Below are 15,152 nucleotides of genomic sequence, written 5' to 3' on the forward strand. Positions count from 1 at the left end.
AACGGTTAGAGCGGAATGTTGCCGTGCTTCTTCGGCGGCAGGGTCTCCCGCTTGGTGCGTAGCGTCCGCAGTCCGCGGATCACCTGGGTCCGGGTCTGCGACGGCGCGATCACCGCGTCGACGTAACCGCGCTCGGCCGCGATATAGGGGTTGGCCAGCGCGTCCTCGTATTCCTGGATGAGCTCGGCCCGGCGTTCGGTCGAGTCGATCTCTCCCCGGTAGAGGATGTTGACCGCGCCCTGTGCGCCCATCACCGCGATCTGTGCGGTCGGCCAGGCAAAGTTGAGGTCGGCGCCGAGGTGCTTGGAGCCCATGACGTCGTAGGCACCGCCGTACGCCTTGCGCGTGATGACCGTGACCTTGGGGACGGTGGCCTCGGCGTACGCGTAAATGAGTTTGGCCCCGCGCCGGATGATGCCGTCCCATTCCTGGGATGTGCCCGGCAGGAAGCCGGGCACGTCGACGAAGGTGAGTACCGGGATGTTGAAGGCGTCGCAGGTGCGCACGAAGCGGGCGGCCTTTTCGCTGGCCGCGATGTCGAGCGTGCCGGCGAAGTGCATCGGCTGGTTGGCGACCACGCCGACCGGCCGGCCCTCGACCCGCCCGAAACCGACCACGATGTTCTGCGCGTAGAGCGGCTGCACCTCGAGGAAGTCGTCGACCACGGTCTCCACCACGGTCTTGATGTCGTAGGGCTGGTTGGCCGAGTCGGGGATGAGCCGATCCAGCGCGAGGTCGTTGTCCGAAATGTCCAGAGAGGAGAGCTCCTCGAACACCACCGGCTCGTCGAGGTTGTTGGACGGCAGATAGGACAGCAGCGCGCGGACGTAGTCGATCGCGTCGTCCTCGTCCGAGGCCAGGTAGTGCGCGTTGCCCGACCGGGAGTTGTGGGTGCGAGCCCCGCCCAGCTCCTCCATCCCGACCTCTTCGCCGGTGACCGTCTTGATCACGTCGGGGCCGGTGATGAACATGTGCGAGGTCTGGTCGACCATCACGGTGAAGTCGGTGATCGCCGGCGAGTAGACCGCGCCGCCCGCGCACGGACCCATGATCAGTGAGATCTGCGGGATGACGCCGCTGGCCCGGACGTTGCGGAAGAAGATGTCGGCGTAGAGGCCGAGCGCGACCACACCCTCCTGGATGCGGGCGCCGCCGGAGTCGTTGATCCCGATGATCGGGCAGCCGATCTTCATGGCCAGGTCGAGCACCTTGACGATCTTCTCGCCGAAGACCTCGCCGAGCGAGCCGCCGAAGACCGTGAAGTCCTGCGAGAACACGCACACCTGGCGGCCGTCGACGGTGCCGTAACCGGTCACCACGCCGTCGCCGTAGGGCCGGTTCTTGTCGAGCCCGAAGCTTGTCGACCGGTGCCGGGCGAGCCCGTCCAGCTCGACGAAGGAACCCTCGTCGAGCAGCAGCTCGATGCGTTCGCGAGCGGTCTTCTTGCCGCGGGCGTGCTGCTTCTCGACCGCGCGGGCAGAGCCGGCGTGCACCGCCTCGTCGGTTCGCCGCTCCAGGTCGGCCAGCTTTCCGGCCGTGGTGTGGATGTCGGTCCCAACCGCTTTTTGCTGCGTCGTCACGGTGATCTCCACACTCTGCGGGCTACCGGCGAGTATTCCTTCGGTGATCGTAATGCGGGAGGGGGTGGGTGGCGCTACGGGTGCGTTTCGCACCCAATGCCCTATTCGTTACCAAGAGCGTGACGAACTGGATGACCGCGGGCGGGCTCGCCCTCATCGCCGGTGGCCTCGCCACATTGATCAGCTTCCGGTCCCTGCTGTTCGGTGGCGGGGAACGTCGTGCGCGTCGGCGCGAAGCGATCGAGGCGCCCCCGCAACGCCCGGCCCTGGCGGCCGCCCCGGTCGAGCCGGAGGTCGAACCGGTGGTCGAACCGTTGGGCGAGCCGCAGGTGGAGGCGGAGGTGGAGGCCGACGCGGTCGTCCGCCGCGGTCGGCGGGGGCGGCGACGCGCGCTGGTCCCGGCCGAGGACGCCCGGAGCGTGCCGTTCCCGGCCCCGGACTTCGTTGCGGAGGATCGCGGCGGTCTCGCGTCGATCGGCCTGGCCGGCGAGGACGAGGAGGGGGAGTTCGAGCCGCCCGCGCGGGTCCGGCGCGGCCGGCGGAGCCTGCACCCGATCGACGAGATCCTGTTCGATCCGCCGCCGCTGGACCTCGACGAGGACCCCTGCGCAGAGGCGGATCACGACGTCATCGAGGAGATTCCGGCGCCGCGGTCCGACCGTTACGGCGATCGCGTCGAGGGCTGGATCCGCCCCGAGCACCACGAGCCGGCCGGCGAGCCCCGCCCCGGCGAGTACTGGACCCCGATCCCGGTCGACCTGAACTCCGACCACGAGCCGTCGGCCAAGGGATACGGCTGGCCGCAAGCGGTGGAGCGGCTGCCGGCGGTGCCCGACTACGAGCCGGCCACCGGCTTCGACCTGCGCCCGGTCCCGGCCGAGCCGACCGAGGTGGTCCCGGTCTGGGCGATCAACGACGAGAGCCCGGGCCGGGTCCGGTTGCCCCGATCGTGGGCGGTCCGCAACGAGAAGCCGAAGCCGGCCCCGGCCGATCGTCCGAGCCCCCGGCCACGACCCCGGCCGAGCATTTCCGAGATCGAGACCCCGATCGACCGCAGCACCATGTACGTGAGCCGCCATGCGGCCGACCCGCCGCCTCGATCGAGTTAGGCTCGGCGAATGCCCGCGTCGCCGTACACCGACCTGGATCGCCCGCCGCTGTCCCAGCGCTCGCTGGAACGGGCTCTGGTCACCCCGGGAAGTCTGTGGACGCGGATCGACGTACGCGCTCAGACGACCTCCACCAACGCCGATGCCGCCGCGGCCGCGATGCGGGGCGAGCCCGAAGGGCTCGTGGTGGTGGCCGAGGAGCAGACCGCCGGCCGGGGCCGCCGCGACCGGCAGTGGACGTCACCGCCCCGGGCCGGGCTCACCCTCAGCGTGCTGCTGCGCCCCGGGCCGGCCATCCCGACCGGCGCCTACGGCTGGTTGCCGCTGCTGGCCGGGGTGGCGCTGCTCGAGGCGGTGCAGCGAGTTGCCGAGGTCGAGGCCGCCCTGAAGTGGCCCAACGATCTGTTGGTGAACGACGGCAAGTGCGCCGGGATCCTGGCCGAGGTGGCCGGCGATGCCGTGGTGGTCGGGATCGGACTGAACGTGAGCACCCGCGCCGAGGAGTTGCCGGAGACGACCGGTCTGCCGGCGACCTCGCTCAAGGTGGCCGGCGCGGCCAACGCCGACCGGGATCCGCTGCTGCGGGCGCTGCTGCGCGGGATCGCCGGATGGTACGGCGGCTGGCGCGAGGCGGGCGGCGACGCCGAGTTGTGTGGCCTGCTCGCGGCCTACCGGCGGGAGTGCGCCACGATCGGTCGCGAGGTGCGGGTGCTACTGCCCGGCGGTGGCGAGCTCCGCGGCGAGGCGACCTCGGTGGACGGCGACGGCCAATTGGTGATCCGTACGGCTGACGACATCACCCATCGCGTCTCAGCGGGTGACGTGCTGCACGTACGCTGACCGCGTGGCGTTCCCGGACGAGGTTCTGACCGACGAGGAGGAGGTCGTCCTCCACCTGCATCCGCACTGGAAGACGGCGATCCGGCCCGGCCTGGTGGCGTTGTTGGCGACGGCGACAGCGGTGCTGGCCTGGGTGATGCTGCCGCAGAACAACGGCGGCTTCCTGGCCTTCGGCGTGGTCGCGCTGATCATGGGTTACTACGGCATCCGGTACGGCGCGGCCCCGCTGGTGGTCTGGCGCTGCACCCACTACGTGGTCACCAACGAGCGGATCCTGCTGCAGGACGGCGTGATCGCCCGGGAGCGGCGCGACCTGCCGCTCAACCGGATCAACGACCACCTGATGACGCAGTCGTTCCTGGACCGGCTGTTCGGGTCGGGAACGCTCACCGTCGACTCGATCGGCGACCAGGCGGCGGTGCTCGCCTCGGTGCCGCACGCGAACCACGTGCAGACGGCCCTCTACGAACTGATCGAACAGGACCGTCTGCGCCACCCGGATGACGAAGAGGAAGAAGAGCCGGAGCCGGACCTGCCGCCGCAGCGCCGCCGCAGCCGGCTGTTCCGTTCCTGAGGGCCTAGTGCGTGGGCTGCTCGGTGGTCAGCTCGGCCAGGCCGGCCATCGCGTCGAGCTCGGCCAGTTCGGCCTCGTGGCCGTCCACCGGTGGCTTGAGGAAGACGAACGTCCGGTACGCCCAGAATCGGAAGAACGTGGCGATCACGATGCCGACCAGGGTCACGCCCATGAACGCGATCTCGTCGTGCTGCTCGGTGAGGCCGAAGCCGTACTTGCCGATCGCCACCGCGCCGGACTGGATGACCATGCCGACCAGGTTGAAGCCGAAGAACAGGGTGTACTCCCGGCGCAGCGCCGTGCGCGTGTGGTGCCGGTAGGTCCAGTAGCGATTCGCGAAGTACGCCAGGGTGGTCGTTACCACCGTCGCGATGACGCTGGCCTTGACCGCGCCGATCGGCAGGGCGGCCCAGGTGATCGCCATGTACAACAGGGTGTTACCGGCGCCGATGACACCGAACGCGATGGCCTCGGGTGCAAGACGGCGCAGACGATCCGTCAGCGAGCTGGCTGAGGGCATTTGGGCAACCTTACGTGGGGAAGGGCGCGATCACGCCGAGTCACGGACGGGTGCGGGCGAAGCCACGTTAGTCGCGTGACCTTTGGATCGCGGCCCCGTGGTGACCTGATCGGGGGGAGTTGTGTCGCGGAACACGAAACGGCGGTAGGACCAGAACCGGAAAAGCGTGCCCACCGCGGTGCCGACCAATTGGCCGGAGATGTTGTCGGCGAGCGGGGTCTGCAGGGCCGGCCAGATCTGACCGAGGCCGTAGTGGCTGATCGCCAGGCAGGACAGGCCGATGCCGAGGCCGATCGCGTTCAGTACGAAGAACATCGTGTACTGCCGGGCCATGTTGGCGTGCGCGCGATGCCGCCAGGTCCAGAACCGGTTGCCGGTGAAGGCGACGGTCGTGGCGATCACCGTCGAGATTGTCTTGGCGATCAGGGTTTCGACCCCGGCGTGCAGCAGCACGTTGAAGATGGCCAGATCGATGGCGAACGAGATGGCGCCGACCGTGCCGAACTTGCTCAGCTCGTGGATCAGTGCCCGGAACTTGGTCCGCAGGCCGTGCGGCTGCGGCGTCGGGTTGTCGGGCACGTCGCAAGAGTACCGGGGGTAGTCACGGACCGCTGTTTTCGTTGGCGAGTCTTAACCGGTTGACCCGGCATGGTGACGTTGCCGGTACGGACGGTGACGGAGGCCGTCGATCTCGCTGACTTCGGCGAATCGTCCACGGCACTCACCGCACCAGCCGAGGTGGCTGCGCATCCGGTTGGCGTCCCGGGACGCGAGCCGTCCGCGCAGGTGGCCGCCGAGCCGGTCGCCGGCCCAGCGGCACTCGGGGTGGTCGGCCACCGCCACGTGCTGCTGCAGATAGAGACTGCGCAGACCCTCGCGGGCGCGATGGGCGAGGACGGCCACCGCGTTCGGGGTCATGCCGAGCATGCCGGCCACCTCGGCGGGTGTGTTGCCCTCGACCGCGGTCTGCCACAGCACGTCGCGCCACCGCTCCGGCAGTTGCCGGAACGCGGCCGCCGCGTAGGTGCGTTCGAGCCGGTCCAGGGCCGGGTCGGTGAACGGCTCGCCCTCGTCGTACCGGGTCAGGTCGTCGGTGAACTCGAGCCGCCGGTCGCGCCGGGCCCGGTGATAGCAGACGTGCCGCATGGTGGTGTTCAGGTAGGCGCGGAAGGCGACAAGCGGCCCGCGTCCCGCCCGCAGCGACGCGAACACCTTGGCGAACGTCTCGGCGACCAGATCGTCGGCATCCGCCGGATCGCGGGTAAGCCCGTACGCCAGCTGCCGGGCCGCACCCCGGTGCCGTTCGTAGAGCGTCCCGTAGGAGGCGGTGTGGCCGGCCCGGACCGCGGCCAGCAGTTCGGTGTCCGAGTCCGGTTCGGTGGCCGGGATCGTCATTCCTGCCTCCTGTAGGGGGAGTGGGAGGAAAGACCAGATACCCGCAGTTTAGGGGTTTTAGTCCGATTTGCGGAAGTCCACCGAACGGCCAGGCGCGAGGTGGCAGAAAAGATGATGTTGCGCAGAACTGCGCTTTGCGGCGAAGGATCGATCGTCTGCAAGCAAAGGTTCCGATGATTGTGCGGTTATCCACAGGAACAACCGATGAACAGCACGCTCGGCGCCCTTAATCTGAGGTGACTCCCATGACCGGGGGCCGGGCCCCTCCGGCCCAGATCGGTCATTGGTCAGTGCCGACCGAAGGAGATCGCCTTGCTAGACGACGCCCCCACCTCGCACCCACGCTTGCTGGCCTGGATCGACGAGGTAGCCGCCCTGACCACGCCCGACCGGATCGTCTGGTGCGACGGCTCGGAGTCCGAATGGGCCGGCATCACCGATGCTCTGGTCGAATCGGGCGCCCTGGTTCGCCTCGACCCGGCCAAGAAGCCCAACTCGTTCTGGGCCCGCACCGACCCCGGTGACGTGGCCCGCGTCGAGGAGCGCACCTACATCTGCTCGGCCGACGAGGCCGACGCCGGACCCACCAACAACTGGATGGCGCCGGCCGAGATGAAGACGACGATGACCGAGCTGTACCGGGGCTGCATGCGTGGCCGGACGATGTACGTCGTCCCGTTCTGTATGGGTCCGCTGGACGCGCCGACGCCGATGTTCGGGGTCGAGCTCACCGACAGCCCCTACGTCGTCGCCAGCATGCGCATCATGACCCGGATGGGGGCCGAGGTCCTGGCTGCGCTGGGCGATGAGACAGATTTCGTGCCCGCTCTGCACTCGGTCGGCGCGCCGCTCGAGCCGGGCCAGGACGATGTCGCCTGGCCGTGCAACGAGACGAAATACATCTCGCACTTCCCGGAGACCCGGGAGATCTGGTCGTTCGGATCCGGTTACGGCGGCAACTCGCTGCTCGGCAAGAAGTGCTACGCGCTGCGCATCGCCAGCGTCGCCGCCCGGGACGAGGGCTGGCTCGCCGAGCACATGCTGATCATGAAGCTGACCTCGCCCGAGGGTCAGGTTCGGTACATCGCCGGGGCTTTCCCGTCGGCCTGCGGCAAGACCAACCTGGCGATGCTCGAACCGACCCTGCCCGGCTGGAAGGTCGAGACGGTCGGCGACGACATCGCCTGGATGCGGTTCGGCGAGGACGGCCGGCTCTGGGCCACCAACCCCGAGTTCGGGCTGTTCGGCGTCGCGCCCGGCACCGACTTCCACACCAACCCGAACGCGATGCGCACCCTGGCCCAGGGCAACTCGGTCTTCACCAACGTGGCGCTGACCGACGACGGCGACATCTGGTGGGAGGGCATGGGCACGCCGCCGTCGCACCTGACGGACTGGAAGAACCAGGACTGGACCCCAGAGTCAAAAAACCCATCAAGCCACCCCAACAGCCGCTTCTGTACGCCGATCGAGCAGTGCCCGATCCTCGCCGACGAGTACCACGACCCGCGCGGCGTACCGATCGACGCGATTCTCTTCGGTGGCCGCCGTAAGACCACGATCCCGCTGGTCGCCGAGGCCCGGGACTGGGTGCACGGCGTCTACCTCGGGGCCACGCTGTCCAGCGAGACCACGGCCGCGGCGGTCGGTCAGGTCGGCGTGGTGCGCCGCGACCCGATGGCCATGCTGCCGTTCATCGGTTACCACGCCGGCGACTACTTCCAGCACTGGATCGACATGGCCAAGGGTGCCTCCGGCGACGCGGCCAAGCTGCCCAAGGTCTTCTACGTCAACTGGTTCCGCCGCGGCGACGATGGCGGCTTCCTGTGGCCCGGCTTCGGCGAGAACAGCCGGGTCCTCAAGTGGATCGTCGAGCGCCTGGACGGCAAGGGCGAGGCGATCGAGACCGCGATCGGCCACGTGCCCACCGCCACCGCGCTCGACGTGACCGGCCTGGACATCAGCGAGGACGACCTGAACGCGGTGCTGAGGGTCGACCGCGAGGAGTGGCTCGCCGAGATCCCGCAGGTGACCGAGTGGTTCACCAAGTTCGGCGACAAGCTGCCGGCCGTCCTCTGGGCCGAGCTCGACGCCCTGCGCGCCCGCCTCGCGGACGCCTGACCTCTCGAATCGTCCCGCCCCGCTCGGCTTTCCAGCCGGGCGGGGCGAGGCGTTCTTCGCAAGGTTTACCCTCCCGGCCGACGCCGTCGGCGAGCAACAGGGCTAGGGTTTAGCGCGATGTCTCTGCGGTCTCTGGTCTATTCGTTCTATGAGCGGCGGCTGGCCGGAAAGCTTGTCGGCAAGCCGGTGCCTCAGCACGTCGGCGTCATGTGCGACGGCAATCGTCGCTGGGCTCGTGAAATGGGCTTCGTTGACCCGAACGACGGTCATCGAGTCGGTGCCGCCCGGATCAAGGAATTGCTCACCTGGTGTGACCAGGCGGGCATCCGGCACGTCACCCTCTATCTGCTGGCCACCGACAATCTGCAGCGGCCGGCCGCCGAACTCGACCCGCTCGTGCGGATCATCGAAGACCTCGCGACCGAGCTGGCCGAGGACGGCAATCCCTGGCGGCTGCGCATGGTCGGCGCGCTCGACGTGCTGCCGGCCGGCACCGCGACGGTGCTGAAGGCCGCGCAGGAGAAGACCCGCGACCGCACGGTCGGCGTCGAGGTCAACCTGGCGGTGGGGTACGGCGGACGGCGGGAGATCGCCGACGCGGTGCGCTCGCTGCTCGTCGAGCACGCGTCCCGGGGCGGCACCCTGGAAGAGCTGGCCGAGGTGCTCGACGTCGAGCACATCGCCGAGCACCTTTACACCCGCGGCCAGCCCGACCCCGACCTGGTCATCCGCACCAGCGGCGAGCAGCGGCTCTCCGGCTTCCTGTTGTGGCAGTCGGCGCACTCGGAGTTCTACTTCCACGACGCCAACTGGCCCGATTTCCGGCGGATCGACTTCCTCCGGGCACTGCGGTCTTACGCCAACCGCCAGCGCCGTTACGGGGCCTGAAGCCGGCGGAGCCCGTCGGTCAGGAACTCGGCCACCGCGTCGGGCGAGTCGAGGGTGAGGTCGGCGGCGCTGGACACCTCGGCGCCGGTCTCCGGGTTGGCCACCGCGACCGCGACACCGAAGAAGCCGGGGTCGACCGCCTCCCGGGCGCGAAGCGCGTCGAACGCCTTGATGTCCGACATGTCGTCCCCGAAGTACCACGCGCAGCCCGCGTTCCGGACGCCCTCGGTGATGACCATGCCCTTGTCCTGGTCGACCGGGGGCTTGAGCTCGACCACCATGCGGCCACCCTGGATTTTGAGCCCGAGCTCCTCGGCCTGCTCGTGACCCCAGCGCGTCACCTCGTCGGCCAGCTGCGGCGCGGTGCGGTAGTGCAGGGCCACCGACAGCCGTTTGAACTCGACCAGGATCTGCCCGGGCAGCTCGGCCCGAGCCCGCTCGGCCAGGTCGTTCATCGCCGGGATCCACGGCAGGGCGGCCGGCTCGGTGACCACCTCGCCCTCGTGCCAGACCTCCAGGCCGTAGAGGCCGTAGAGATCCACCCGCTCGAGCGAGGCGAATCGGGATCGCAGGAAGCTGACCGGCCGGGCGGAGACAATTGCCACCCGCCGGACGGTGGTCGCCAGCTGTTCCAGCACGCCGGGCACGGCGTCGACCGGCTGGGAGGCGTCCGGGTCGTCGGTGACCGGCGACAGCACGCCATCGAAGTCGAAGAAGAAGGTGGTCTCGGCCGCCCGCTGGGCCGTGACGGCCCATGCGTCGGCAACGCTCAGCGGACGGTTCGGACGCAGAGTCTCAGCCACGAGGTCAGATTACCCGCCGTACGTCCGGTTGCGAGCCGGAGAAATTGGTCCGGCCCGTGATTTGCGTACTTCCGCGTTGGTCAGTTGACCGCTAGCGTTCAAGTCATGGCGCGGGGTCATCCCGAGCCAGACGGTAGGCCCGGACCTGCGACAAGTACGCCACGGGGCCCGCAATCCGCCCCCGTGTATGAGCCGGGCGCCGGAGGTGCGAACCGCGGGCGTTGTCGGGTTGCACGCCCGCCCCTGGAGCAGGCCTGTGACATCACGCCGATCTGACGCCGAGGGCACCAAAACCAGCCGCGCCGCGACGGGACGCACCTCCCGGGATCGCCACGCTGACGCGGAACCGGCCCCCGAGGGCCGTGTTTTTGTGCTGGACACCTCGGTCCTGCTGTCCGACCCGGCGGCGTTCCGCCGGTTCACCGACCACGAAGTGATCATTCCGCTCGTGGTCATCTCGGAGTTGGAGGGCAAGCGGCACCACCCTGAGCTGGGCTGGTTCGCGCGGCAGGCGCTACGCATGCTGGACGATCTGCGCATCAAATACGGCCGGCTCGATCAGCCGGTGCTGTGCAACGACGAGGGCGGCACCCTCCGGGTCGAGCTCAACCATGCCGACCAGAGCGTGTTGCCGCAGGGCTTCCGCAACGACTCGAACGACACCCGCATCCTCTCGGTGGCACTGGGACTGGCCGCCGAGGGCCGCGATGTGACGCTGGTCAGCAAGGACATGCCGCTGCGGGTGAAAGCGGCCTCGGTGGGTCTCACCGCCGACGAATACCGGCACGGTCAGGCCAGCGACCCGACCTGGACCGGGATGGCCGATCTCAAGCTCGGCGAGGAGGACGTCGCGTCGCTGTACGCGGGTGACGAACTCGAGGTCGACGAGGTGCAGCACCTGCCCTGTCACACCGGCCTGGTGATTCATTCCACACGTGGCTCGGCCCTCGGCAGGGTCAACCCGGACAAGACGGTCCGGCTGGTGCGCGGGGACCGGGAGGCGTTCGGTCTGCGCGGCCGGTCCGCCGAGCAGCGGGTGGCGCTCGACATCCTGCTGGACGAGTCGATCGGCATCGTCTCGCTCGGTGGCCGGGCCGGCACCGGCAAGTCGGCGCTGGCGCTGATGGCCGGCCTCGAGGCCACGATGGAGCGCAACCGCCACAAGAAGGTGATCGTCTTCCGCCCGCTGTACGCGGTCGGTGGCCAGGAGCTCGGCTACCTCCCCGGCTCGGAGAACGAGAAGATGTCGCCCTGGGCCCAGGCCGTCTTCGACACGCTCGGCTCGGTGGTGCACGCCAACGTCATGGAGGAGGTCATGGGGCGTGGCCTGCTCGAGGTGCTGCCGCTGACCCACATCCGCGGCCGGAGCCTGCACGACGCCTTCGTGATCGTCGACGAGGCGCAGTCGCTGGAACGCAACGTGCTGCTCACCGTGCTCTCCCGGATCGGACAGGGATCGCGGGTGGTTCTGACCCACGACGTCGCACAGCGGGACAATCTGCGGGTCGGTCGGCACGACGGCGTGACCGCCGTGATCGAGGCTCTGAAGGGCCATCCGATCTTCGCCCACGTCACGTTGACGAGGTCCGAACGGTCGCCGATCGCCGAGGTTGTCACCGATCTGCTGGAGGAAATTCCCCTTTGAGGTGACCCCCGTACCGGGGAAGTATCGCCCGTTTTACGCGTGAATGAGATGTGAGCAAAGTCACAAGAGCGCGCCACCGTTTCACATCCACTTCACTCTGCGCCATGGTGTTCGGCGAGCGCCATCGCGTGGTCATCGTCGTCGGAGATCGACGTCGGGCCACCATCTCGATCGAAGTAGGTCGAGATGTCGGCCCGAGTGGTCGCGGTGCTCGCGGCATGCCAACCACCGGTTTGGTGGCGGACATGCCGCGTCATTGCCCCCGACGAAGGGATACTTCGTGAATCGGCTTGCGAGCCGGGTCGGAGTGCGTGTCGCGTCGGTCGGCCTGCTGGTAGCGGGTCTGATCGCAGGTGTGTATCTCGGACAGGACCACGTGGTCCAGGCGCAGCAGCGGAGCTCCGAAGCGTCAAACGTCGCTCAGGTGGACGTGGACGACATGCAGCTTCTGAAGCAGCGGCAGAGCCAGCACGCCGCAGCTCGTGCGTTCCAACGTCAGGCCGAGGGCGACGCTGCCGAGAAGGCGGCCGTCGAAGCCAAGGCGGCGGCTACCAAGGCGCACACGCTCGAGACCAAGGCGATCGCCACCAAGAAGGCGGCGGCCGAGGCTGCGGCCAAGAAAAAGGCCGAGGAGAGCGGTGGCCCGGTGGCCTACACCGGTGAGATCCCGAGCTCCTGCAGCGAGTACAGCGGCACCCGCGGTGTCGGCTGTGCCCTGATGCTCGACGCCGGCTTCGGTCTCGACCAGTTCCCCTGCTTGGACAAGCTGTTCAAGAAGGAGAGCGGGTGGAACTACCGCGCCGAGAACCGCAGCTCCGGTGCGTACGGCATCCCGCAGGCCCTGCCCGGCAGCAAGATGGCTTCGGTCGCGGCGGACTGGAAGACCAACCCGGCCACCCAGATCAAGTGGGGCCTTGGCTACATCGAGGGCCGGTACGACACGCCCTGCGGTGCCTGGTCGCACTCCCAGAGCACCGGTTGGTACTAAGTAGACAAGCCTGACAATTCGGCCGCGCGGCTTAATCCGCGCGGCCGTTTTGTTGTGATCAAATGTCTACATGGTCCGAAATGTCGCATCACGACTGTTGGTTGGTGCCCTGGCAACGGTGCTGGTCGCGGTCGCCGGTGCGGCCTACGCCGGCGGTGATCCGCGGCCGATCACCGAGGTGGTGGGTGGCGAGCCCGCTCCGCCCGGGAAGTTCCCCTGGATGGTGCGTCTCTCGATGGGTTGCGGCGGCGCGCTGACCGCGCCGCGCGTGGTTCTCACCGCCGGGCACTGCGTGGACGGCACCGGGGACACCACCACCATCAAGGTGATCGCGGGCTCGGTCGACCTCAAATCGCCCAAGGCGCTCACCGCCCGCTCGGTGAAGGTGTTCCGCGCCCCCGGCTTCCGGGACGAGACCCGCGGCGACGACTGGGCCGTCATCCGGCTCGACCACGCGCTGGACCTGCCCGTCCTGCCGCTCACCAAGGGCGAGTTCGACGAGGGCGACTTCGTGGTGATGGGCTGGGGACAGACCCGGGAGAACTCGATGAAGCAGGAGCGGCGGCTGCACTACGCCACGGTGCCGATCGTTCCCGACACGAAGTGCGCCAAGGAGTACAAGAAGGCCGGCGTGCGGCTGGTGGCCAAGGAGTCGATCTGTGCCGGCACCAAGACCGTCGACACCTGCCAGGGCGACTCCGGCGGTCCGATGGTCGGCCGGGACGCGCACGGCGACTGGGTGCAGGTCGGCATCGTCAGCTGGGGCCTGGGTTGTGCCCGGGACGGTTACCCCGGCGTCTACACGCAGATCTCGACGTTCCGCACCGACATCCGTAACGCCACCCACAAGTTGAGCTGAACCTGGCAGTGCTTGCTGCCGCCTGGGACCATCGAACCATGAGTTACGGCGGCACCGACCCACAGTCAGAAGCGGCGAAGTTCGGGACCGACGCGTTCTACGCCTCGCTGGGGCGGGCCTTCGTGACCATGTGCGCCGTGATTCCGTTTTTGTTCCTGGTCGAGGCGATCGATCAGGGCATCGGCGCCGGTCAGCTCGACATGGCCGGCGGCATCATCCCGCACCGCCTCGACGGCCTCGACGGCGTGCTGTTCAGCCCGTTCCTGCACTCCGGGTGGGACCACCTCTACGGCAACGCGGTGCCGCTGATCCTGGTCGGCACGTTCGCCCTGGCCGGCGGGGGCCGCCGGTTCATCTGGTCGACCTTCGTCATCATGCTGGTGAGCGGCCTCGGCGTCTGGTTCGTCGGCGACCCGAACAGCGTGGTGGTCGGCGCGAGCGGCGTCATCTTCGGCTACCTGGGCATGCTGGTAGCCCGCGGTCTGGTCGAGCGCAGCTGGTGGAACCTGGGCGTGTCCGCGTTCATCGGCCTGCTGTATTGGTACCAGCTTTACAACATCCTGCCGACCGACCAGCCGATCTCCTGGCAGGGGCATCTGCTCGGCCTGCTCGGTGGCGTGCTCGCGGCCGTCCTGTTCCGCCGCAAGCGGCCGAAGCGGGCTCTTACCCCCACCCCGACCGCCACGACGTTCACCGATATCTAGAGGACCGGCTCGCCCATCGGCACGGTCGGCAGGTGGCCGTCGAAGTCGACCGCGGAATAGAGCGCGAGCTTCTCCAGCCGGTGGTACGAGTCGATCACCCTGATCGTCCCGCTCTTGGATCGCATCACGATCGACTGGGTGTGCGCGCCACCGGCCCGATAACGAACGCCCTTGAGCAGGTCGCCCGAGGTGACCCCGGTGGCGACGAAGAAGCAGTTGTCGCCGGTCACCAGGTCGTCGGTGGTCAGCACCCGGTCGAGGTCGTGCCCGGCGGCGAGAGCCTTCTCCCGCTCGGCGTCGTCGCGCGGCCACAGCTTCGCCTGGATCATGCCGCCCAGACACTTGAGGGCGCACGCCGCGGTGATGCCCTCCGGGGTGCCGCCGATGCCCATCAGCACATCCACATCGGTCTCCATCCGGGCCGCCGAGATGGCGCCGGCGATGTCGCCGTCCGAGATGAACTTGATGTTGGCGCCGGCCCGGCGCACCTCCTCGACCAGCCCGGCGTGCCGGGGGCGGTCGAGGATGCAGACCGTGACGTCGGAGATGCTCGACCGCTTCGCCTTGGCGATGCGCCGCAGATTTTCGGCGGTGCCGGCGTTGATGTCGACGACGTCGGCGCAGTCCGGGCCGACCGCGATCTTCTCCATGTAGAAGACGGCGCTCGGGTCGAACATCGCGCCGCGCTCGGCGACCGCGAGCACCGCCACCGCGCCGGGCATGCCCTTGCTCATCAGCGTGGTGCCGTCGATCGGGTCGACCGCCACGTCGACCTCGGGGCCGGTGCCGTCACCCACCAGCTCCCCGTTGAACAGCATCGGGGCTTCGTCCTTCTCGCCCTCGCCGATCACCACGGTTCCGCGCATCTGGATCGAATTGATCAGTTTGCGCATGGCGTCGACGGCGGCACCGTCACCGCCGTTCTTGTCGCCGCGACCCACCCAACGGCCGGCCGCCATGGCGGCCGCCTCGGTGACACGGACCAGATCGAGGGCGATGTTGCGGTCGAGATCCTGGGGAACCCGGGCAGGCATGCAGGTGCCTCCTCGCGACGTTGCGGGGCTGGTAGATAACCGATCCTCACATGCCCGGATGCGCAAAGTCCCGTTCCAGCGACATGGTTAAC

15 protein-coding genes are annotated in these 15,152 nt (G+C 68.6%); 9 read left to right on the plus strand and 6 right to left on the minus strand.

Features of this window, described 5'->3' with window-relative positions; translation table 11 throughout:
• Positions 1-5 precede the first annotated feature (5 nt).
• The gene (locus Ate02nite_RS35785) at positions 6-1,580 is read right to left on the minus strand and encodes an acyl-CoA carboxylase subunit beta (protein ID WP_203812334.1); all 1,575 of its coding nucleotides are present in this window, start codon (positions 1,578-1,580) and stop codon (positions 6-8) included.
• A 119-nt stretch (positions 1,581-1,699) separates the two neighbouring features.
• Here Ate02nite_RS35785 and Ate02nite_RS35790 point away from each other — a divergent pair, with 119 nt between their 5' ends.
• Genes Ate02nite_RS35790 through Ate02nite_RS35800 form a run of 3 tightly spaced genes read left to right on the plus strand, consistent with a single transcriptional unit; the run spans position 1,700 to position 4,103 of the window.
• A complete protein-coding gene (locus tag Ate02nite_RS35790; RefSeq protein WP_203812335.1) occupies positions 1,700-2,689 on the plus strand; it encodes a hypothetical protein in 990 nt (329 codons plus the stop codon).
• Between the two features lie 9 nt (positions 2,690-2,698).
• Positions 2,699-3,529, plus strand: coding sequence for a biotin--[acetyl-CoA-carboxylase] ligase (locus tag Ate02nite_RS35795; RefSeq protein ID WP_203812336.1), 831 nt, complete (start codon positions 2,699-2,701; stop codon positions 3,527-3,529).
• A 4-nt stretch (positions 3,530-3,533) separates the two neighbouring features.
• A complete protein-coding gene (locus Ate02nite_RS35800) occupies positions 3,534-4,103 on the plus strand; it encodes a PH domain-containing protein (RefSeq protein WP_203812337.1) in 570 nt (189 codons plus the stop codon).
• A gap of 4 nt (positions 4,104-4,107) precedes the next feature.
• On the opposite strand, the gene Ate02nite_RS35805 is transcribed toward Ate02nite_RS35800, so the two are convergent.
• Genes Ate02nite_RS35805 through Ate02nite_RS35815 form a run of 3 tightly spaced genes read right to left on the minus strand, consistent with a single transcriptional unit; the run spans position 4,108 to position 6,018 of the window.
• Complete coding sequence (locus tag Ate02nite_RS35805; RefSeq protein WP_203812338.1) at positions 4,108-4,623, minus strand: GtrA family protein; 516 nt, start codon at positions 4,621-4,623, stop codon at positions 4,108-4,110.
• 30 nt (positions 4,624-4,653) lie between these two features.
• Positions 4,654-5,202 (minus strand): GtrA family protein, encoded by a 549-nt coding sequence (locus Ate02nite_RS35810; protein ID WP_239147956.1) that lies wholly within the window; start codon positions 5,200-5,202, stop codon positions 4,654-4,656.
• A 51-nt stretch (positions 5,203-5,253) separates the two neighbouring features.
• The gene (locus Ate02nite_RS35815) at positions 5,254-6,018 is read right to left on the minus strand and encodes a sigma-70 family RNA polymerase sigma factor (protein ID WP_203812339.1); all 765 of its coding nucleotides are present in this window, start codon (positions 6,016-6,018) and stop codon (positions 5,254-5,256) included.
• A 306-nt stretch (positions 6,019-6,324) separates the two neighbouring features.
• Between Ate02nite_RS35815 and Ate02nite_RS35820 the strand changes: the two genes are divergently transcribed.
• Positions 6,325-8,139, plus strand: a complete 1,815-nt coding sequence (locus Ate02nite_RS35820; RefSeq protein ID WP_203812501.1) for a phosphoenolpyruvate carboxykinase (GTP) — start codon at positions 6,325-6,327, stop codon at positions 8,137-8,139.
• A gap of 117 nt (positions 8,140-8,256) precedes the next feature.
• The gene (locus Ate02nite_RS35825) at positions 8,257-9,027 is read left to right on the plus strand and encodes an isoprenyl transferase (protein WP_203812340.1); all 771 of its coding nucleotides are present in this window, start codon (positions 8,257-8,259) and stop codon (positions 9,025-9,027) included.
• Here Ate02nite_RS35825 and otsB read toward each other — a convergent pair.
• On the minus strand, positions 9,015-9,830 hold the full coding sequence (otsB, locus tag Ate02nite_RS35830; protein ID WP_203812341.1) for a trehalose-phosphatase: 816 nt from the start codon (positions 9,828-9,830) through the stop codon (positions 9,015-9,017). The two genes, Ate02nite_RS35825 and otsB, sit on opposite strands and share 13 nt — an antisense overlap.
• A 256-nt stretch (positions 9,831-10,086) precedes the next feature.
• On the opposite strand from otsB, the gene phoH2 reads away from it, so the two are divergent.
• From phoH2 to Ate02nite_RS35850, 4 genes are all read left to right on the plus strand, one after another.
• A complete protein-coding gene (phoH2, locus tag Ate02nite_RS35835; RefSeq protein WP_203812342.1) occupies positions 10,087-11,475 on the plus strand; it encodes an RNA 5'-3' helicase PhoH2 in 1,389 nt (462 codons plus the stop codon).
• 280 nt (positions 11,476-11,755) lie between these two features.
• Positions 11,756-12,463 (plus strand): aggregation-promoting factor C-terminal-like domain-containing protein, encoded by a 708-nt coding sequence (locus Ate02nite_RS35840; RefSeq protein ID WP_203812343.1) that lies wholly within the window; start codon positions 11,756-11,758, stop codon positions 12,461-12,463.
• Positions 12,464-12,533: 70 nt separating this feature from the next.
• The gene (locus tag Ate02nite_RS35845; RefSeq protein WP_203812344.1) at positions 12,534-13,322 is read left to right on the plus strand and encodes a S1 family serine peptidase; all 789 of its coding nucleotides are present in this window, start codon (positions 12,534-12,536) and stop codon (positions 13,320-13,322) included.
• Between the two features lie 38 nt (positions 13,323-13,360).
• Positions 13,361-14,026 carry a rhomboid family intramembrane serine protease gene (locus Ate02nite_RS35850; RefSeq protein WP_203812345.1) on the plus strand — a complete coding sequence of 222 codons (666 nt, stop codon included), beginning with the start codon at positions 13,361-13,363 and terminating at the stop codon, positions 14,024-14,026.
• Here the strand turns inward: Ate02nite_RS35850 and glpX are convergent.
• On the minus strand, positions 14,023-15,060 hold the full coding sequence (gene glpX / locus Ate02nite_RS35855; protein WP_203812346.1) for a class II fructose-bisphosphatase: 1,038 nt from the start codon (positions 15,058-15,060) through the stop codon (positions 14,023-14,025). The two genes, Ate02nite_RS35850 and glpX, sit on opposite strands and share 4 nt — an antisense overlap.
• Positions 15,061-15,152 lie beyond the last annotated feature (92 nt).

Origin of the sequence: Paractinoplanes tereljensis, from assembly GCF_016862435.1 — a bacterium.
In the GTDB taxonomy this organism is placed as follows: Bacteria; Actinomycetota; Actinomycetes; order Mycobacteriales; family Micromonosporaceae; genus Actinoplanes; species Actinoplanes tereljensis.

What these genes read in the sequence shown, in the direction of transcription:
- Ate02nite_RS35795 (WP_203812336.1), top strand. Translation starts at nt 2,699, where the DNA reads ATGCCCGCGTCGCCGTACACCGACCTGGATCGCCCGCCGCTGTCCCAG.
- Ate02nite_RS35805 (WP_203812338.1), bottom strand. Translation starts at nt 4,623, where the DNA reads ATGCCCTCAGCCAGCTCGCTGACGGATCGTCTGCGCCGTCTTGCACCC.
- Ate02nite_RS35815 (WP_203812339.1), bottom strand. Translation starts at nt 6,018, where the DNA reads ATGACGATCCCGGCCACCGAACCGGACTCGGACACCGAACTGCTGGCC.
- Ate02nite_RS35825 (WP_203812340.1), top strand. Translation starts at nt 8,257, where the DNA reads ATGTCTCTGCGGTCTCTGGTCTATTCGTTCTATGAGCGGCGGCTGGCC.
- Ate02nite_RS35845 (WP_203812344.1), top strand. Translation starts at nt 12,534, where the DNA reads ATGGTCCGAAATGTCGCATCACGACTGTTGGTTGGTGCCCTGGCAACG.
- Ate02nite_RS35850 (WP_203812345.1), top strand. Translation starts at nt 13,361, where the DNA reads ATGAGTTACGGCGGCACCGACCCACAGTCAGAAGCGGCGAAGTTCGGG.
- glpX (WP_203812346.1), bottom strand. Translation starts at nt 15,060, where the DNA reads ATGCCTGCCCGGGTTCCCCAGGATCTCGACCGCAACATCGCCCTCGAT.